Annotated in this window: 19 protein-coding genes; 13 read left to right on the forward strand and 6 right to left on the reverse strand. The window is 44.6% G+C overall.

What is annotated here, in order from left to right:
- Window positions 1–59 precede the first annotated feature (59 nt).
- The gene (locus AWH61_RS12620; protein ID WP_049585581.1) at window positions 60–1,136 is read left to right on the forward strand and encodes a GGDEF domain-containing protein; all 1,077 of its coding nucleotides are present in this window, start codon (window positions 60–62) and stop codon (window positions 1,134–1,136) included.
- A 23-nt stretch (window positions 1,137–1,159) separates the two neighbouring features.
- Here the strand turns inward: AWH61_RS12620 and AWH61_RS12625 are convergent, their stop codons facing one another.
- Window positions 1,160–2,158 carry an NADP-dependent oxidoreductase gene (locus AWH61_RS12625; protein ID WP_075177232.1) on the reverse strand — a complete coding sequence of 333 codons (999 nt, stop codon included), beginning with the start codon at window positions 2,156–2,158 and terminating at the stop codon, window positions 1,160–1,162.
- Between the two features lie 387 nt (window positions 2,159–2,545).
- Here AWH61_RS12625 and AWH61_RS12630 point away from each other — a divergent pair, with 387 nt between their 5' ends.
- Entirely contained in the window at window positions 2,546–3,904 is a 1,359-nt protein-coding gene (locus AWH61_RS12630; RefSeq protein WP_075177322.1) for an OmpP1/FadL family transporter, read from the forward strand.
- A gap of 127 nt (window positions 3,905–4,031) precedes the next feature.
- Here AWH61_RS12630 and AWH61_RS12635 read toward each other — a convergent pair whose 3' ends face one another.
- Window positions 4,032–4,916, reverse strand: coding sequence for a LysR family transcriptional regulator (locus tag AWH61_RS12635; RefSeq protein WP_014951197.1), 885 nt, complete (start codon window positions 4,914–4,916; stop codon window positions 4,032–4,034).
- A 314-nt stretch (window positions 4,917–5,230) separates the two neighbouring features.
- Between AWH61_RS12635 and AWH61_RS12640 the strand changes: the two genes are divergently transcribed.
- A complete protein-coding gene (locus tag AWH61_RS12640; protein ID WP_075177233.1) occupies window positions 5,231–6,244 on the forward strand; it encodes a 5'-methylthioadenosine/S-adenosylhomocysteine nucleosidase in 1,014 nt (337 codons plus the stop codon).
- Between the two features lie 191 nt (window positions 6,245–6,435).
- On the opposite strand, the gene AWH61_RS12645 is transcribed toward AWH61_RS12640, so the two are convergent.
- Window positions 6,436–6,879 carry a DUF2721 domain-containing protein gene (locus AWH61_RS12645; protein ID WP_014951195.1) on the reverse strand — a complete coding sequence of 148 codons (444 nt, stop codon included), beginning with the start codon at window positions 6,877–6,879 and terminating at the stop codon, window positions 6,436–6,438.
- 319 nt (window positions 6,880–7,198) lie between these two features.
- Between AWH61_RS12645 and AWH61_RS12650 the strand changes: the two genes are divergently transcribed.
- Together AWH61_RS12650 and AWH61_RS12655 are read left to right on the forward strand one after the other, a co-directional pair.
- Window positions 7,199–9,268 (forward strand): TonB-dependent receptor, encoded by a 2,070-nt coding sequence (locus tag AWH61_RS12650; RefSeq protein WP_075177234.1) that lies wholly within the window; start codon window positions 7,199–7,201, stop codon window positions 9,266–9,268.
- A 185-nt stretch (window positions 9,269–9,453) separates the two neighbouring features.
- The gene (locus AWH61_RS12655) at window positions 9,454–10,746 is read left to right on the forward strand and encodes an NAD(P)/FAD-dependent oxidoreductase (protein WP_075177235.1); all 1,293 of its coding nucleotides are present in this window, start codon (window positions 9,454–9,456) and stop codon (window positions 10,744–10,746) included.
- A gap of 76 nt (window positions 10,747–10,822) precedes the next feature.
- Here AWH61_RS12655 and AWH61_RS12660 read toward each other — a convergent pair whose 3' ends face one another.
- Window positions 10,823–11,389 (reverse strand): YceI family protein, encoded by a 567-nt coding sequence (locus AWH61_RS12660; RefSeq protein ID WP_014951192.1) that lies wholly within the window; start codon window positions 11,387–11,389, stop codon window positions 10,823–10,825.
- 22 nt (window positions 11,390–11,411) lie between these two features.
- Entirely contained in the window at window positions 11,412–11,939 is a 528-nt protein-coding gene (locus tag AWH61_RS12665) for a cytochrome b (protein ID WP_075177236.1), read from the reverse strand.
- 460 nt (window positions 11,940–12,399) lie between these two features.
- Here AWH61_RS12665 and AWH61_RS12670 point away from each other — a divergent pair, with 460 nt between their 5' ends.
- The 4 genes from AWH61_RS12670 to AWH61_RS12685 all read left to right on the forward strand — a co-directional run bounded on the left by AWH61_RS12670 (window position 12,400) and on the right by AWH61_RS12685 (window position 14,326).
- A complete protein-coding gene (locus AWH61_RS12670; RefSeq protein WP_014977718.1) occupies window positions 12,400–12,633 on the forward strand; it encodes a hypothetical protein in 234 nt (77 codons plus the stop codon).
- Between the two features lie 44 nt (window positions 12,634–12,677).
- Window positions 12,678–13,241, forward strand: a complete 564-nt coding sequence (locus AWH61_RS12675) for a CBS domain-containing protein (protein WP_039221649.1) — start codon at window positions 12,678–12,680, stop codon at window positions 13,239–13,241.
- A gap of 130 nt (window positions 13,242–13,371) precedes the next feature.
- Window positions 13,372–13,818, forward strand: a complete 447-nt coding sequence (locus AWH61_RS12680) for a hypothetical protein (protein WP_075177237.1) — start codon at window positions 13,372–13,374, stop codon at window positions 13,816–13,818.
- Between the two features lie 73 nt (window positions 13,819–13,891).
- Window positions 13,892–14,326, forward strand: a complete 435-nt coding sequence (locus AWH61_RS12685) for a hypothetical protein (protein ID WP_075177238.1) — start codon at window positions 13,892–13,894, stop codon at window positions 14,324–14,326.
- 8 nt (window positions 14,327–14,334) lie between these two features.
- On the opposite strand, the gene AWH61_RS12690 is transcribed toward AWH61_RS12685, so the two are convergent.
- Complete coding sequence (locus tag AWH61_RS12690; RefSeq protein ID WP_075177239.1) at window positions 14,335–15,264, reverse strand: alpha/beta fold hydrolase; 930 nt, start codon at window positions 15,262–15,264, stop codon at window positions 14,335–14,337.
- A gap of 146 nt (window positions 15,265–15,410) precedes the next feature.
- Between AWH61_RS12690 and arfB the strand changes: the two genes are divergently transcribed.
- The 4 genes from arfB (at window position 15,411) to AWH61_RS12710 (ending at window position 19,055) form a co-directional block, all read left to right on the forward strand.
- Window positions 15,411–15,827 (forward strand): alternative ribosome rescue aminoacyl-tRNA hydrolase ArfB, encoded by a 417-nt coding sequence (arfB, locus tag AWH61_RS12695; protein ID WP_014951185.1) that lies wholly within the window; start codon window positions 15,411–15,413, stop codon window positions 15,825–15,827.
- 126 nt (window positions 15,828–15,953) lie between these two features.
- A complete protein-coding gene (locus AWH61_RS12700; protein WP_039229119.1) occupies window positions 15,954–16,631 on the forward strand; it encodes a hypothetical protein in 678 nt (225 codons plus the stop codon).
- 123 nt (window positions 16,632–16,754) lie between these two features.
- Window positions 16,755–17,786: a hypothetical protein gene (locus AWH61_RS12705; RefSeq protein WP_075177240.1), complete on the forward strand. Its 1,032-nt coding sequence runs from the start codon at window positions 16,755–16,757 to the stop codon at window positions 17,784–17,786.
- 249 nt (window positions 17,787–18,035) lie between these two features.
- Complete coding sequence (locus AWH61_RS12710; protein WP_039229125.1) at window positions 18,036–19,055, forward strand: outer membrane beta-barrel protein; 1,020 nt, start codon at window positions 18,036–18,038, stop codon at window positions 19,053–19,055.
- Window positions 19,056–19,083 lie beyond the last annotated feature (28 nt).

The raw sequence follows: 19,083 nt of genomic DNA on the forward strand, positions 1-19,083 counted from the left end.
ATTTCACCATGGGCTAATATATAGATGCTTTAACAGTAAATTATTGCTTAAGGTGGCGTGTGCAAATCAATAAACCCCGCGAGCTACTTCGGCTGAGAATTGCGCTGATCATTGGTGCTGTACTTGTGCTTGCCTTTATGGCTGCTGACTTGATGCTACTACCAAGCAGCATGTACGAGCTGTACATATTCGATCGCTTACTTCTTCAATTCCCTATTATACTCGTCGTTGTTGTACTCTCCTTCTGGCGCAGGTTCATTCAGCATCGAGCCTACATTTTCGCTGGGTTACTTATTGCGCTTTCTTACAGCAACTACTGGTTAATATGGGTTTGCTGGGAAGAGCACAGCTTCATTTTCCCCTACGAGGGCACCATTTTATATGCTTTCTTCTGTGTGTTTGCGCTGGGTATTGCCTTTAAATTAGCGCTAGCAGCCAACGTCATCAACATTCTGGGTTTCTTGGGGTTAATGTGGGTTGCGCCGGTTTATGGTGACAGAGTTCCAATTTCAATGGCATTTGTATCTGGGTCTTTGTTTATTTGTGTCTATGCCCGCTATCGGTTAGATCGCAGCGTACGCATGTTAAAAGAAACCAATGACAGGCTACTTAAACTTAGCAAATTTGACCCCTTATCTGATTTATTGAATCGGCGTGCGTTACGAGAGCAGAGTGAAAAACTGTTGGCGTTGAGTAAGCGTCATAAAGTGTCGATGGCCGTGATGATGCTCGACTTAGACGACTTTAAAAAATATAACGACTGTTTTGGTCATCAGCAGGGTGATGAAGCCATAAAAATACAAGCCCGCATTATGAAGCAGGTCTTTAAGCGAGAGACAGACATATTAGGTCGGTACGGTGGCGAAGAGTTTATTGTTGTATTGAGCGACATTCAGAAAGAACAAGTTGAGAAGCACTGTGATGCACTTTTGAATAAGTGGACAGAAGCAGCATTAGAACATGCACAAGATGCAAAGCATCCTTTAATGAGTTGTTCCATTGGTGTGGTGTTTGCCAAGTCGGCCGAGAATATGTCAATCGATTGCCTTATTGACGAAGCAGATAAAGCACTTTACGAAGCAAAAGAAAAAGGTAAAGCCCAGTTTGTATTAAATCAGGCGCAGTGCTTAGAATAACACTGCGCTTTTTCACGATTGGCTTACAGCTTCACAATCATCTTGCCGGTGTTCTTGCCTTCAAACAACATATTTAGGCCCTTCTCGGCGTTCTCTAAGCCTTCCACAGTGTGTGCACGGTACTTGATTTTACCTTGTTGAACATAAGGCGAAAGCTTTTGCAGTAGTTGTGGAATTTCACCCCAGTGATCAGGCATAGCAAAACCGCGAATGTTAATTCGTTTTTTAATCAGCGGGATCCAGTTCGGGCCCGGTGACGGCTTTTCAGACTGGTAATCGGCAATCATTCCACATACCACAATTCGGCCATGGGCATTCATTCTGTTGAAAATGTGCTGCTGAATAGGACCGCCCGTATTTTCAAAGAAGACGTCTATTTTATTTGGTGTTAGTTCGGCTAACTTTTCTTCTAAATTGTCAGTTTTGTAGTTTATAGCGCCATCAAACCCAAGCTCGTTAACAATCCAATCGGCTTTGTCTTCGCTTCCTACTACGCCAATTACACGCAGCCCGTCTGCTTTAGCAAGCTGACCTACAATTGAGCCTACAGAACCTGCTGCACCCGTAACAATAAGTGTCTCACCTTCTTTGGGCTCGCCAAAGTTATATAAACCTGTTGTGGCCGTTAGGCCTGGTAGTGCAAAAATACAAAGAGCCATTTCCTCAGTAATGCCAGGCTGAAGTTTGTTAAAACCAGAACCGTCACTGAGCACATATTCACTCCAGCCAGTCATTCCCATAACTTTGTCGCCAACCGAAAAATTAGGGTTGTTAGACTCAACCACTTCGCCCACACCGCTTGAGCGCATTACATCGCCAAGCTCCACAGGTGGAATATAGCTCTCTCTGTCTTCACTCATCCAACCTAACATCGCAGGGTCTAAAGACATGTGAGTTTGCTTTATCAAAATTTGACCGTCTTTAGGCGTGGGAATTTCGAGCTCTTTGCTTTCAAATAAATGTGGCCCAATTTTTCTGTCATGGGGGCGATTAACGAGTGTAATAGCTTTGTATGTTGACATGGTGTCCTCCTGTTACAAGCACAAATAGTCGACGTCTTATCGAATGTAAAAGCGCATCGCTAAACACGGTTACATCTGCGCTGTTTAAAATAGGGTGGGGGTTATAGACATAAACACAACCTATAACACAGCCTGTTTATAAATTTGAGTGAAACCTTTTTGCATTTCCAATAGGTGTTAGTGATAGTTAATTAAAATAGTGTTAACAATATTGAGATCTTTCGTTAACTCTGTTTTATCAAAGTTGCTTATAAATGCGTCGAAGTTGTAGCTATAATTGTAAAAAATGCGATAAAAGTGCGTAAATGGCGTTTACTTGCATTGAACAAAAGTACTCAGATCCGTAGAATGCCCGATGCAATTTTCCCCTTTTACAATGAGTATCTTATGAAGCAACAGTTTTCTTTACGTGCCTCAGTTTGCTTAGCGCTTGCTACCTTAGCCTCTTCTTCAGCGCTGGCAGCTGGTTTCCAAGTTAATGAACACAGTGCAAACGGTCTAGGCCGTGCCATGGCTGGTCAAGCGGCTAAGCCAGAGAATGCCTCCATTTTAGCAACTAACCCTGCAGCGATTGGTGTATTTAAAGAAGCTGAGTTCAGTGCATCAGTAAGCTTTATCGATCCGAATGTAGATATCGATGGTGATGTTAGCTATGCGTTAGGCGAAGCCCCAGTTGGCCAACCTAGGCCAGCAGCAGAAGACAACATTGCAGATACTGCTTTTGTTCCAGGATTCTTTTATGTAAGCCCAATTAATGAAAAGCTATCTGCTGGTGTAGGTGTATTCACAACCTACGGTCTTCGTTCAGATTACTCTGATGATTTTGGTGCGCTGCATTTTGCTGACACAGCTGAAGTAAAAACGGTAACCCTAAACCCTGCTGTATCTTATAAAGTGAATAAGCAGCTTATGGTAGGTTTTGGTTTAAACATCACTTACGCTGAAGCTGAAATTGGTTCTGGTGTATCAAACACGCTAGCGGGCACTGTTGCAGGCCTAGCGCCAACAGCAGAAGCATTAGGTATTACATTGCCTACGCTTACTCCTGGCAATTCACTGTTTAGCATGGAAGGTGACGATTGGGGCTATGGTTGGAACGCCGGTATTTTCTGGCAACCAACTGATATGACTAATGTTGCGCTTTCATACCGTGCAGAAACGAAACTAGAACTAGAAGGCGCGGTATCTTCAGAGACGCCAGTGTTTCCTATCAACTTAAACCAGCCTGGTAGTCTAGATTTGAACCTTGCTGCGATTACAGAGCTAGCGATTGATCAAAAAGTTGACAATCAGTGGTCTGTACAAGCAAGTGTTACTTTCACTGACTGGAGTACGTTTGAGAAGCTTGAAGCTAACCTAGAAGACGGCATCGATTTCCTAATTAAAGAAGAGAATTTCGACGACTCATGGCGTGCAGCGCTTGGTGTAACTTACATCCTAAACGATGAAATTACCCTTCGTGCTGGCTATGCTTATGATGACGGTGTGGTATCGGTAGAAAACCGCTCACTTAGTATCCCAGATACAGATCGTCATTGGTTCTCTGGTGGTATGACTTACACGGTAAGCGAAGATACATCAATTGACGTGGCTTACGTATTCATTGATGGCCGTGAAGCGAATATTGACAAAGATAGAACGATTCTAAGTAATGTTCTTCCTGGTACTGACTTTACCACTAACTTCTCTGGTACACAGTCAGCTACTGCGCACATTCTAAGTGTTCAAATGAACACTCGCTTCTAATTTCAAAGAAGCCAAGTCAAATAAGAAAGGCAGCGTATTTACGCTGCCTTTTTGGTAATGACCTTTGCACACTGGTATAACGTCGCATTTTTTATGTGCGATGGGGTTCTTGTGCGCTGTTTAACGACTAAATTTGCGCAAATAAATCTTGCAGACATGTAATTGCTGCGCCGATTTTTGCAGGCATTAGCTCCCTTTTCGGTGTGACCGCATAAACCGTATAATCTGGTAACTCCCAGTCAGTGAAGAGCTGCTTCATTTCACCAGACTTCAATAGATGTCTCACTTCTGGTTCGGGAAGAACCGCATAGCCAACACTATCTTGGGTAAGTTTAATCAATGTCTGCATTGAATTGACATCAATGCGTTGTGTATCCAATTCATACTCGCCTTCACTTTCGTGCTTCATGACGTATTCTTCAATATGTCTGTGAGCAATGTATGTATGCGCGTTAAGCGCTTCAGGCGAAGTCAGAGTTTCGTTTGCAAGTGGATGGTCTGCAGAGACACATAAAATGCGCTTCCAGGTCGCGAGTACCAAACTGCTGAAATTTGTATCTGAGACTGGGGCGAAGCAAAGAACAAGATCGGCACTGGAAGCGATAATGTCTTTAGGCTCGTCTGTTACGGTTAAAGAAATAGTTATTTTAGGAAATTCTTCACAAAGCTTTTTCAGTGGCTCGCTTAACAGTCCTCCGCCAAAACCCTCCGGCGCGATGATGTTTATTTTACCTGTGGGATCATCCTGCAGACTTTCAATTTTTTGCTGGGCAAGTTCTGCGGTTTGCAGCATTTGCTTACTGGTTTCGTAATAGATGCGCCCTGCTTCCGTTAGGCTCAAGCTTCGGGTATTTCGGTTAAAAAGGCTAAGGCCGATATCGTGTTCTAGCTTTCTTAACTGCTGACTAATAGCAGAGACAGTCATGTGCAGCTCTCTCGCAGCTACACTCATGCTACCGCTATCTGTTACTGCAACAAAAACCTGAAGAGAGCGAAGTAATTTAGTATTCATGGCGCTTAGTTAATCCTTTTTATTGGCCGCAGTATTTTGACTGTTCATTTGTAGCAAATTAACGACGTAAATAGTCGAATTCTACCGTATTTTAACGTTGATGAACGCTTTTGAAGCAGGTCTTTACGCAATGCTTACATTGGAAAGTTATGCATTCTCTTCGCATTTGTAGCTAAAAGTAATTTTAGGGCTCACCTTGTTTTAAAGATGTTTTCTTTATGTTTTTAAATGGTAAATTATTGAAATCCAGCGTTTCTTTGCCCGATTAAAGTGCTAGTTTAATTATTCACTAACTATGCAGCTGAGAATCGCGAATGAAACAGTTTACTTTGATGATTATTGTTCTGCTCTCCACCTCGTGGATGGGCGGTTGTACTTCTACTAAAACGTCCGATGGCGCTTCATACGGGCCCGCCGCGTTCTCACAGCCTGCGTTTACTGCTGTTACCGTAGCCTACGCTCCCGAAATGCAGGGTATCCTTAATCGTATTGAGCAAGATCCCAATGCATCCATTCACACAACCACAACCATCAAAGGCGTTACGTATCGCATAGGTACCTATCACGACGAGCCAATATTGATATTCGCGACGGGAATGAGCATTGCAAACGCTGCTATGACTATGCAGATGGCGTTGGATTACTTTCCGGTTAAGCAAGTGGTTTACATGGGGATTGCAGGAGCGGTTAACCCAAAATGGCAACCGGGTGACGTCATTGTTCCGGCGCGTTGGTACTACCATGATGAGAGTGTGTACACCAATGAAGATCCGAATGCTCCGGGGGAATACATACTGCCTGAATATTATGCAAAGTTCATTGAAGAGCAAGATGAACGCCGCGCTAAAGATCCTCACACACCAAAATATAAGCCCTTTCACTTCATTCATCCTGACGAAGTGCTTATTGTGAAAGAGGGGATGGATAAACCACAAGACACCGCCTATTTCAGCGCGACACCGCGTCTTTTAAATGCGGCGAAACAAGCAATGAGCACTATGCCAACGCAGCGTGTGCTTGGAGAGCGGGATGCCGAGCTCTTTGTAGGCGGAAATGGTATTACCGGGTCTGTCTTTATGGATAACCGCGAGTATCGAAAGTGGACAAGAGACGTGTTCAATGCCGAAGTAACTGAGATGGAGTCAGCCGCAATAGGTCAAGTATGTACCGTTAACGACGTTGACTGGATTATTGTTCGAGCTATTAGTGATTTGGCTGGCGGTCAAGAAGGCGTTAACGTAGAGAACAAGTACGACGATGAAGTGTCGCGAATTGGCGCTAACGTTCTGTTTTCTGTATTAGATACACTCGCTGAGGACGAGTGGTAGATAGTATGGCAAACATTGAGGCAACGTTGCTTCTTTGCATATGAATGTTAGTTTCAAAACTAAGCCAATCGCGACAGCCTAAAAATAAGTAGGCGGATAGAGAAGGTAAACATTACGCGCTATCCGCCTTTTTGGTGTGTCGCTGATGGGATCAATTGAACGCCAGCGAGTAAGCCGTTGTCGATACGTGGCTAACGAATGGTTCTGACCATATTTATGGTATTTGTCGCAAGTTTTACTTCAACCAGAAAAACAATGAGCGCACTGATTAGAAACATCATAGCCAGTATGAACAATACGATGACTGGTGTTTTTAAATCGACAACCCATAGCGACCCAGAAAACAGCGCCATAATGACGGTACACACCATTAGTCCAGCGGCGACACACAGCCCAATCGCCCAGTTAATCACTTTTACCCTGCGCCATAGCACCTTAATTTCTTTCTTTGAGCGATCGACAATATGCGGGTCTGAAAGGGTATGAATCTGTCTTTCTGCCACCCTCACCCTGTCTGATATTCGGCCCAGCCGAGACGACATAACATTGAGGAAGCCCGCAATACCGGTAAGTAAAAATACGGGGGCAACAGCGAATTCGATAAGCTGTGAAAGACTAGGAATAAGTGTGTCCAATGGTTCCTCCAGCGAACAAAGTTTGGTGTTCTTACTTCAGGCAAAGAGTGGTTAACCCATTGCTGCAATCTACTAACGTACTGCCAGTCTATATGCGTTAGATACACGTAAATTAGAAATAGTGTATAAAACTAAGACTTGTGTTGTGACAGTAAAGTCTGCGAACTGCAAAGTCTACGCCAACGCTTAAATCAGAGATATGACGTAATTGTCAAAATGCCGCAACAGTTTAGCGAGTTTTAACCCATTCTTGCCTAAATTAACGATACACTAGCATCAGTTGCTAAAAAAAAACATTTTGTCATCATAAGGATAGATAATGCGCTTTGCCCCAAGCTTTCCTCTGTCGTTGCTAGCTGTGTCTCTGCTATCGCATTCAGCCATCGCTCAACAAACCAATGAAATAGAAAGAATTGAGACCACGTCTTCTCGTATACAGGGAAATATGAATGCTTCCGGTTATGCAGTGTCGTCTATTTCAGAAGAAACGCTTTCGCTGCTTTCATTTCAACATATCCAAGAGTCGCTGAATTACATTGCGGGTGCCGGCGTACAGCGGGGCAATGGGCAAGAGTATTTACCTGCCCTTCGTTCGCCAGTGTTAACCGGCGCTGGCGCGTGCGGCGGAATTTTAGCAGCAGAAGACGGTATTGCGTTGCGCGCAGCAGGTTTTTGCAATATTAATGAGCTGTTTGAAGCACACGGTGAAATTGCACAGCGTATTGACGTGATAAAAGGCCCTGCGTCAGCGCTTTATGGCTCTAATGCGATACATGGTGTGATTAATGTGATTACCCCTGACACAACTCAAGGCAACGGAGAGCTTGGCGTTGATTACGGGTCTTATGGGTTTCATCGCGTAAAGCTTAAAGAAGGGAAAGACTTTGGTCGCAGCGGCGTAGGTATCGCCGCCAGTGTTACCAGAGATACAGGATATCGAAATGAAGAGGGCGTTGACCAAGAGAAAGTCTCGCTTCGCCACAGGCTAGAGTGGGACAGCACGGTTATCACGAGCGGCCTTACCTATACCCATCTGGACCAAGAAACTGCCGGCTACATCGAAGGGTTTGAAAGCTACAAAAATACACAAATAGCCAAAAGCAACCCAAACCCCGAAGCGTTTCGAAAAGCAGAAAGTTTTAGGCTATGGAGCAAGTTCGATACAAGCTTTAGCGGTGGTCATGCACTGTCGATTACACCTTACGTACGCAACCAGGACATGCGTTTTAGAATGCATTTTCTTCCAGGCAAACCCCTTGAAACGAATGCCCAAAAAGGTGTGGGTGTGCTTTCTCAGTTCAATTACGTCTTCAATGACAACTTAAATGCGGATATAGGGCTAGACGTAGAATACACCGAAGGTGAATTAACCCAGTCACAAGACAGCGCCACAGAAGGGTCAGCCTTTTTGGTTGAAACCATTCCTGCAGGTAAACACTATGATTATGATGTAGATGCCACGCTATTTGCGCCTTTCTTTACCTTTAATTGGCAAGCTGAGCGTTGGGCTATTTCTGTCGGCGGGCGCTTTGAGTCTATGCAATACGACTACACCAACAATATGAATGTTGGTCGTGTACGCGAGGATGGCACACAGTGCGGTTTTGGCGGCTGCAGATATTCCAGACCAGCAGACAGCGAAAATGATTTTAATAACTTTAGTCCGAAGTTTTCACTTCGTTATCAACTTAATCCTCAAACACAGTTATTTGGCGGCATCGCAAGAGGCTATCGCGCGCCTCAGGCTACAGAGCTGTATCGTTTGCAGCGTGCACAGACTGTTACTGATCTTGACTCGGTAACGGCCGATAATGTCGAGATGGGCGTTACAGGTACACTATTTGACGGCAGCTATACGCTTAGCCTTTACAGCCTACAAAAAGACAATGTGATTTACCGCGACAGCGACTTTTTCAACGTAAGCAACGGCGAAACGTGGCATAGAGGCGTAGAGCTTACTTTTGACCAATCGTTAAGCGATATACTGCGCTTAGATTTTGCTGGTACATACGCAAGGCATACCTACGAGCACAGTCAGCTCTCAAGTGAACAAGACATTAAAGGTAATGATATTGATACTGCGCCAAAGCTTCAGTTTAACGCTCGTTTAAGCTTTGAGATGTCGAGCAAAGTACAAACGCAGCTAGAGTGGCAGCATGTTTCGAGCTATTTCACCGACGCTGAAAATCTCAACGAGTACGAGGGGCATGACTTGGTACATGCGCGTGTACGCTACAGCGTGAACGAAGACGTTACATTGTATGCGCGGGTTAACAACGTATTTGATACGGACTACGCTGAACGCGCAGACTTTACTAGCTTCACAGGCCCTCGATATTTTCCTGGGCGGCCTCGAAACTTCATGATAACGGCATCGTTCACGTTATAGCTTCAAATAAGCAGCCGTAATAGATAATTATTAATCTTGAAAATGCAGACTATTGCCGTGATTTGCTTGTACCGCAGCGGCATCAGGCGTAGTCTGTAGGAATCAGCATGGGTCTCAGTCACGCCATGTATAGCGCTTGGAAAGGTCAGGCGACATACGTGGAATGATTGTTAATAGGTATACCCATGCAAAAAATAGTAATTGTTGGTGGCGGTGCTGGTGGTCTTGAATTAGCCAGTCGCTTAAGCCGCACCCTCGGGAGAAAGAAACAAGCCGAAATTACCCTCGTCGACCGCAGTCGAACCCATATCTGGAAGCCGCTATTACACGAAGTGGCCGCCGGTGTAATTGATAAGCATTCAGACGGTGTGGACTACGCCATCCACGCTGCAGCTCACCACTACCGCTTTCAATTAGGTGAAATGTGCTCGCTTAACGCGCAAGCGCAAACCATAACCTTGTCGCCTTTAATCGATGAAGAAGGGACTCAGGTTTTGCCTGAACGAGAGATTCATTATGACCAGTTAGTGCTGGCGGTTGGCAGCGTGAGTAACGACTTTGGCACACCTGGCGTTGCTGAGCATTGCTACTTTCTTGACTCGTTAAAGCAAGCTGAACGTTTTCACAGAGCGCTTCTTAATCAGCTAATCCGCATCAATCAGCAAGAAGATAAAGACGCCAGAATTGATGTCGCTATTGTCGGGGCAGGAGCAACAGGTACTGAGCTAGCCGCTCAACTTCACCATGTGGCGAATTTGTCCAAGGCGTACGGAATGCCAGACATGTCAGCTTCTCGTCTTAAGATTACGATCGTAGAAGCGGGAGAGCGTATATTGCCTGCGCTACCTGAGCGTATAGCAAACTCTGCAAGAAAAGCGCTGCATAAGTTGGGCGTAGACATTAAAGAGCAAACCATGGTGGCAGAAGCCGACGCGAAAGGGCTGATCACAAAAGACGGTGGTCGGATTGACGCTGATTTAATGGTGTGGGCTGCGGGGGTGAAAGCACCGGACTTCATAACAAAGCTTGCGCTTTTTGAAACGAACAAAGCCAATCAAATTCTTGTTGATAAGCAGCTTCGCAGTTCATCTCATAAGAATATTTGGGTGCTAGGCGATTGCTGTGGTTTCCAGCAGGAAAATGGGAAGTGGGTGCCGCCTCGAGCGCAGTCTGCCCACCAAATGGCGGATATTGTTGCGCATAATATAACGTCGTTATTTACTCAAAAAGACACGAAAGATTTTACTTACAAGGACTATGGATCCTTGGTTCACTTAAGTAAATACAGCACTGTTGGAAGCTTAATGGGGTCACTGTCAAACAGCAGTATGTTCATTGAAGGGCGTCTAGCTAAGTTGGTTTACGTTTCTTTGTATAATATGCACCAGTTTGCAGTACACGGAAAAATTAAAGGTGCTCTAAAGCTCCTTGTGAAGAAGTTAAGTCAGGCCATCAGCCCTAAGCTGAAGCTTCACTAACCACATGTAAAAAAAGCCCCATGTTTGGGGCTTTCTTAAATCATAAATTTAGTTCGCTGGGACTAAATGTAAATAGCTATTGTTTCACGCCTTCAACGTGAAGCTCTAATTCTACCGTCTGCGATGCTGGGCCTAAATCATAGTCGATGCCATAATCTTTAAGTGCAATCGTCGTTGTGCCCATAAAGCCTGCACGATAGCCGCCCCATGGGTCTTTGCCTTCGCCAATCTTTTTGGCTTCAATTGTAATAGGCTTTGTCACACCATGAAGCGTGAAGTCACCCATTACATCCATCATGCCATTGCCTTTATCGACAATTTTTGTGCTGACAAACTTCGCCTCTGGAAAGTCGTCAACGTTTAAGAAATCGTCGCTCTTAAGGTGCTTGTCACGCTCTGCGTGGTTTGAGTCGATACTGTCGGTATCGATAGTCACCATAATTTTTGCTGCACTAGGTGCTGCGTCGTCGTAACTAAAAGTACCTTTAAAATCGTTGAAGCGACCAGTAAGCCACGAGTAGCCCAAGTGTTGAATTTTAAAGTTGATAGACGCGTGGGCGCCTTTGCTATCAATCACATAATCTGCGGCGTTAGCGGTGCTTAAAGACAGCGCAGCGGCCAAGGCAAGTGTTAACTTCTTCATCATTTCTCCTTTTTCCTCAATATCATCGAAGCCGTAACATCTGCTTCAGTGTGTCATCGTTACTAATAAAGTGGTGTTTCAGCGCAGCAAGCGCGTGAATGATTGCCAATACAATCACTGACCACGCAATATAAAAATGGGCCTCTCCTGCAATGTCTTCTTGATTTTCAAAGAACTCGCCCATTGCAGGTACAGAAAACCAATTAAATACGTCGATGCTTCTTCCATCGGCCGTTGAAATTAAATAGCCGCTCGCGAATAGCATGATAATCAAGGTGTACAGAAGCCCATGACCTATGCGACTTAACCTTTTTTCTAACGGGGTGCCATGTGACGGCGGCCGTGAAGTAACAACGCGCGTGACTAAGCGAATAACAGTGATGGCAAGCAAAATTAATCCAACACTCTTGTGCCAATGCGGTGCCGTCTTATACCAGTCGCTGTAATATGTGAGGTCGACCATCCACAGCCCTGAAGCAAACATGCCGACAATGGCAATGGCAGATATCCAATGCAAAATAACTATAGGTCTGGACCATCTTGATTTCATATCACTTCCGTTATTATTTACTTGCAATCAGGTTGTTTAGACCTTCAGTTAATGCGTTATCTCAAACGCTAAATGACCGCTGAAAAAACACCTCATGCATCAATTGAATCTAGTGTATTTCTAATTACGTTGGCTAAACATCACATTTAATGGGAGTGTTCGTTCTTGTTTTTAGAACGAATGTACAGCAAACAACCCACCAAACCTGAGTCGCTACACGATTAGTTTTCGAAGACGCGTCGTTTAATGGTCGATAAAATGCGCTAAACACCTCTATTAAACGCGCTAAATACTCTTATAGTTTAAATAGGCAGTAACAAAAGTGGCTGCTTTGTTTCAATGTTGTTTAGTTCAGTAGAGGTTGTACGCTTTGCGCGTTTCGTACGTTTTGTTGGCCGTTATTCTGCCAGCGTTATTTTCATCACTAGTATCCGTCTCCGTATTGGGAGAGGGAAGAAGTGTGCAAAATATTGCGGGGCAGTCGAACAGTGCAAATACGCTCTCAACCCTCATTAGCGAATGGGAAAGCTCCGCTTTTGAAGTATCTGACGACGACATTGATGATGGCATTTCGTTTGTCGACATCACCAGCGGCTTGGAAAAATACCGGTTTTCGGCTGGAAAAACGATTGATGCAAAAGCCTTTACTAGGCAGCGCGATAACATCATTCGAGGGCCACCTTCTTTCACTTAATCATTAAAAAACTGAATTTTTTATTTTTTGATTAGGAGAAAGGTATGCACGCCTTAAATCTATATAAAACCGAAGCTATCGATACATTGGCATGGCCGGTTGTTGAAAACACCATTACTGTAAAATCATCTGCTATGGCGGTCTTCACTGACTTTAAGCAGCACTTACCACACGTTATTGATGCTCGAACTCCAGCGACGAAAATAGAGTCGATTATGCGTCAGTCTCATGTTCGTATGATGCTGGTGGTAAACAGTGAGAACCGTTTCATTGGTATTGTGACCAGTCACGATGTCGGTGAACAGCAAATCATTCAGCGTGTGAGCGAGCTTAAGGTTAAGCGAGAAGAGCTCACTGTTCATGATTTCATGCGTCCTAAAACCTCGCTCATGTCGTTCGATTTCAGTGAGCTAATACGTTCATCAGTGGGGGACGTGATAGAAACACTCAAAGACTACGGGCAGCACCATTGCCTTGTCATGGACAGAGACAGCCATGAAATTCGTGGCGTAATCAGCGTGAGTGACATTGCTAGAGAGCTGCGTTTGCCGCTTGATATACAGGGCCGCCCTACGTTTGCTGAGCTGATCAACATTCTTGCCGCTTAATTTTCAATTTTCTCAATACTGAACCATACTTTGACTACGTGTTGTTTCAAAACAACTCGTAGTCAAAGGCATATATCGCCTTAACGGTATTTGCTAGCTTAATATTTTATCGAAGTAGTTAGGTGGTTATATGCAGTATGCTCATGGCGAATTTATTATTACACGCTGTGGTGATGCGGTGCTAACGCAAGCTTATGGGCCGTGGAACAGAGAGTGTGTAAATAGCTTTGCCAGTGAGTATCGCACGCTTTCCGAGTGCTTACATGGGAAAGCTTGGTGCGATATTGTTAGTGTTGTTGGCGAATCACTACTCATTCCTGATGCTGAAGCGCTGCTTCACGAACGTGTGGCTTCGGTAAATCCCATAGGGCTCACTCATGTGGCATTAGTGATGGGAGAGTCAAGCGTTCGAGCAACCACGCAGGCGCAACTTAAACGCGTGTATCGCGATACCAATATTGATTATATTTTTGTGGATTCCATAGAAGATGCTGTTGGTTGGTTGTCTTCAAAAGGATTTTCCGTCGATAAAGATGGCATCGATTTGCATCGTGAGAAAGTAGCAATGAAGCTGTAGATAAAACTTGGTACGCATTTCGCAACGTTTCATAACATCTGTATAACATTGTTCGATGAAACGAGGCGATATTATGAATAGATCACTATTTCCTACCAGCGTTGTTACGAAAGCCTTCACATGGGCATACCAAGAACTCGGTTTAAATATCAAGCAAGCTTCTGAAATATTGGGTATTTCTCCATCTTCTTTGGCGCAGACTACGCTACTTGGGTTTGAGAGTGGCACATCAGAGTACAGAAAGCAGCTCGCTTTTATTCGTATGTATCATTTACTCATTTCATTGTCAGATGGGGACAGTGAGCAAATGAAGGCGTGGTTTAGCAGTTACAATATAACGTTGGGCGCGACCCCTTTTGAAATGTGCAAAGCGTATGACGGCATTGAGAGAGTCGCCGATCAGCTTCGCAAACTGAAGCAGTCGACTTATGGTCGAGAGCGCACACTCGCCGTTGTTGAGTTTTCTCATAAAGATCACGTTGAAAAGGCAGGTGCAAGGCTTCACTAAGTCCTTACTTAAGCGCTTTCGTCAATCGATATTATAAAGTCTGCGCACGCTTGCACCTGAGTAACGGGGATCATGTGGCCTGCGCCAGAAATAATTTTGTGTACCGCACTTCCTATTGCCTTTGTTACCGCGGTGATGTGCTCATCGGGCCTCAAGATAGTATCTTTTTCACCATACAATACCCCAACAGGGCATTGAATCTCTTCATAACGAGTTTGCTGACGGTGCAGACTGCCCTGCGCAGATACTGTATCTCTGCTACCTTCATAAAAGCTTCGAGAGTGAAGCGCTAACAAACCACCGCCTTCAGTTGAAAAGGACGGGGGGACAGGTTCGGGGTGAAAAATTTGTGCGACTTGTTTTCTACCTAACTTTGCACGCAGTGGACTGGCAATGGTTTTTGCAACACTGCTGCGTACCCATTCATTGGGTATGTAAAGCACCGAAAGAGGCCCGGCACCACCTTTTAGTGGTGTAGTTAACGGGCATAGAAGCGAAACCGATTTTATTTTGTCAGGTGCATCGATTGCCATCCTCAGTGCAATTCCTCCTCCCATTGAATGCCCAGCGATGCTCGCACTACCTATTCCCTCTTTTTGCATCCACTCGAGTATCATTTTACTTTGCTGTTCGAAGCTGGCGGATGTGCTTTTGTAGCGGCTCGAAAATCCGCTGCCTGGACGATCAACGGTATAGACCGTGTAGCGGAAAGCGAGGGTTTTTGCTAATTCGCTAAAATTGTTACTATTGCCAAGTAAACCATGAATCAGCACAAGCGCCGGACCGTTTCCTTGCTTTTGCCAGTGAATAATTCCACCATCAACAGGCGTAAGTTTTCCTGATGGTGTGAATGAAGCTTCGATATTGCTGTCCATTTTGGCGGTAAACCAAATAAGCGCTACAACGATACAAATAATGATGAGCAATGCGATGATCATGTTTTATGTCCAAAATAAGGATAAAAAACAACCTATCGGTTAACGCAAAAATGGTCAAGTAAGCAGTAATGATAGTGACCTATAGATGTAGGGCCGCTAGTGCTGCAACGTTAACGTGGTTACGCCATGACGTATTAGGATTTGAGATGGAATTAATAATAACCCCTTCTATCGCGATAGATGAAAGCGAAGCTGAATTGCAAGCTATTCGAGCACAAGGTAGCGGTGGGCAGAATGTGAACAAAGTAAGTAGCGCCATACATTTACGCTTCGACATAAATGGATCATCGCTGCCTGAAAAGCTGAAAGAAAAGCTACTTCAGCTTAAAGATAGTCGCGTAACCAACGACGGTGTTTTTGTGCTTAAAGCGCAAAATTATCGAACGCAAGAACAAAACAGAGAAGATGCGCTAGCGCGACTTGTTGCGTGGATAAAGGCTGCGACAATTGAACAAAAACCGCGCATAAAAACAAAGGTGAGCCGTGCGGCAAAAGCACGTCGTGTAGATGTAAAAAAACAACAAGGTGCTAAAAAATCTATGCGTAAGAAAGTGGAATTTTAAACAAAACTAATCTAAAGTATAAAGCCTTATAGATGTCATTTCGCAAGACAACGGAAAATTCTTACAATAATAAATGAATGTGTCTTGTGCTTATGCTAATTATTGGAACTTAGGGAAGCATACAAAGTGACGCGTTCGAACGTTATTCCTATGGTGCTATTTGCAGCCATAGTGGTTTCGCTTGGGATTAATACACCGCAAGCCGCAAACGAGATTATTGCTCGTTTGTTCAACAAATCTATTTCTAATACTGAACTACAGCCTTCACAGGCTGATGTTGACCGTTTTCAGTCTATTTTAACTGACAAGTCTGAGAAAGAAGTACGAGCTATTTTAGCTCAGCGTGCACTTGGTAATAAAATTACCGAGTCTGTTCTTTCAGATTTTGCCGATAAAAATGCGATAGAGCCAAATGAAAGCGAAATTCAATCTGCGTATTCTGTAATAAAATTATGGACCGTTGATTTGGACAGCGATGGCGCCTATCAAGATGAAGAGCTAGAGCGTTATCGTTTGGCAATGGCGGAAGGCATGGCAAAAAGCTGGAAAGTATCGAAAGCCCTTTACGAAGCGTACGGCGGAGATGTGGTTTTTCAACAGGATAACCCGTTAACACCAGTAGGAGCTTATCAAAAACTGTTTGAACAGTATCGCGAAAAGGGTGAGTTTGTTATTTACGACCCTGCTTTCAAAGCTGCGTTTTGGAGTTCAGTTAAAATGAAATATGCCAAAACTTACGACCCAGATAATATAGATTTTTCACTTCCCTGGTGGGAAAAGAGCATGACTGCTTCAGAAAAATAGTTCGAAAAGCCCTGTTTTTACAGGGCTTTTTTAATTCTTTTAAAAAAATCAAACTCAGTGCGGAATAAAAACTTCTCTTCAATCGTTATCTCAGTGTCCTTTATGAAAAACGGAGATAAACGGATGAAAAAGTTAAATACTGCAATTGCACTGGCTTTAGGTATCGCGTCAACGTCTGTGTTGGCTCAAGAAACCACGTTCTCTGCTAACACATCAGCTAATGCGTCGACTTCTGCATCACTTTCACTAACAAGCGGTGCAACTACACAGTCTGCAAATCAGGTTAATACGCAGACTTCTGCCGAAGGCGAAGCATCTACGCAGAGCCAAATGTCCACCGAGACCTCAGCCGATACCGGTGAACAATTATCCGCAAACCAAACAAGCAACGATCTATCTGCCGATCAGGGAGTGAGTCAAGTTTCTGCAACATCAGATATGGCGAACTCGATAACTTCGCCAGTGGCAGGCGCACTGGCAAGTAGTGTGTCTGGGTCATTATCTGTACTGTCATCAGCGTCTGGAAATGCAGAACAAGTCGATGGAGCAGAAAGTGAAGCAGAAAGTACAGCGCAGACAGCGCCAAGCTTGGCATTGAACCAAATCGGTTCACTAACAAACAATGGTGCGGAAAATACCCCAGGAGGTTCGCTAACTGGCAGTGTAAGTGGTGCACTAAACAATACTGCAGAAACAGCAGCAGGCAGTACCTTATCGAACACGGCTGCAGGCACCATCGAAAGTGCGGTAAACGGCGGCGTAGCTAATACAGCAGCCAGCACCGTAGCAAGCTCAGTGACCAGTTCTGTAACCGGAACGATTGGCACCGCTGTCGAAGGAACAATTACTGACACGGTAGGAAATACGGTAGAAAGCACGGTAGAAGGCACGGTAGCAAGTACGGTGGATAGCTCTGTTGAAGGCGCAGTTTCAAATACAGTCGAGCAAACTGTGTCAGCAACAGTCGCAAATACGGTAGGAAATACGGTAGGAAATACGGTAGAAGGTACGGTAGAAGGCACGGTAGCAAGTACGGTGGATAGCACCGTAGCAAGCACGGTAAATAATACCGTGGCGAGTTCGGTTGAAAGCGCCGTAACAAGCACTGTAAACGACAACGTAGCTTCAAGTATTTCAGGTGCGCTTGGCCTTTAATATAAAGGCCTAAACCACTAGGTGGGCGCAGAGCAACCTTGAGCTAGCACGTTAAATAGCCACCTTAAAGTCTGAGTGCGGCTTGTCTAAATAGAAAGGCAAGCCGCTATTTAAGGTCTAGGCTGCTGGTGCGAATACACTGCCTCGCTATCGTGCATTCCTTAAAGCGAGCACCTCAAGTCAAATCTCACGTCTCTCCTTAAAATCAGCAATCGCTAAGTTTCACTTTCTCTGTGGTAGGTAACAACAATGAATACGCAAATACTTCAACACTCATCAACAACAAACAACCTTATTCGTGGCGGCCGCAAATGCCTATCGCTGTCCGTGGCAGCTGTTTTACTCGGTAGTAGCGCTGCTTATGCGGGCTCTGACAGTCACTCGCACAATGATGAAGATGCGAATCATACAAACGCAAAACACCAAACGATTTCATTCTCAGGGTCTGGCTATCTAGGGTACCGCTCTGATAGCAATGTGAGCGTTAGCGAGCTCGATACGAATTCAGATGTGGCCGACGGCGCGGTACAGTCAGAAGCTCAGCTAAAGGTGCTGGTGAAGCCCACAGCGAAATGGGAAAATGTACTGTCGGTAAGTCAGGCGAATACCAACTATCAAACGCTAAGCGAGTTCGATCTTGGCCTTACCACACTGTCCGCTAGCACCAGCTATGCGTTTGACTTCGCCAAACTAGGAGCGCACTACTATCACGCTAGCGCTGAGCTAGACGGGCGTGACTTCCTCACCTATCAACAATCTGGATTATCTGTCGGAAAATTGTTGGGGCAGCGCACTTACTTGCGTGTTAGTAGCGACCTTATCGATAAACAATTCGAGAACACGCCTGAAGGTGCGCCAATTCGAGATAGTGAAGCAGCTGCTGTGCGCAGTGACCTATTTTACTTCTTCGAAGAGGAAGACTTCTTCCAAATCGCACTTAAGTATCAAAATGAAGATGCCCAAAATAATGTGTTCGATTACACCAGTATTGGGATGGATCTAGCGTACACCTATCCTCTAGCGGTGTTTAGTAAACCCTTGAAGCTTACGGTTGCCTATCAATTAGATGTAAGAGATTACGCCTCAGAACAAGATGGAGGCATAGGCAGGGAAGACGACAGACACGTTGTTGAGATGAGTGCCGATTACGCCATTCACAACAATGTTGATATTAAACTGTCTACGCAATATGGAGACTTTGCTTCTAGTGTCGATGGTGCAAATTACCAAGAAACCATTGCTGAGTTAGGCATTAACGTTCATTTTTAGTGGGCGTTAATATAAATTCTATAATGAA

Origin of the sequence: Alteromonas sp. W12, from assembly GCF_001924945.1 — a bacterium.
In the GTDB taxonomy this organism is placed as follows: Bacteria; Pseudomonadota; Gammaproteobacteria; order Enterobacterales; family Alteromonadaceae; genus Alteromonas; species Alteromonas macleodii.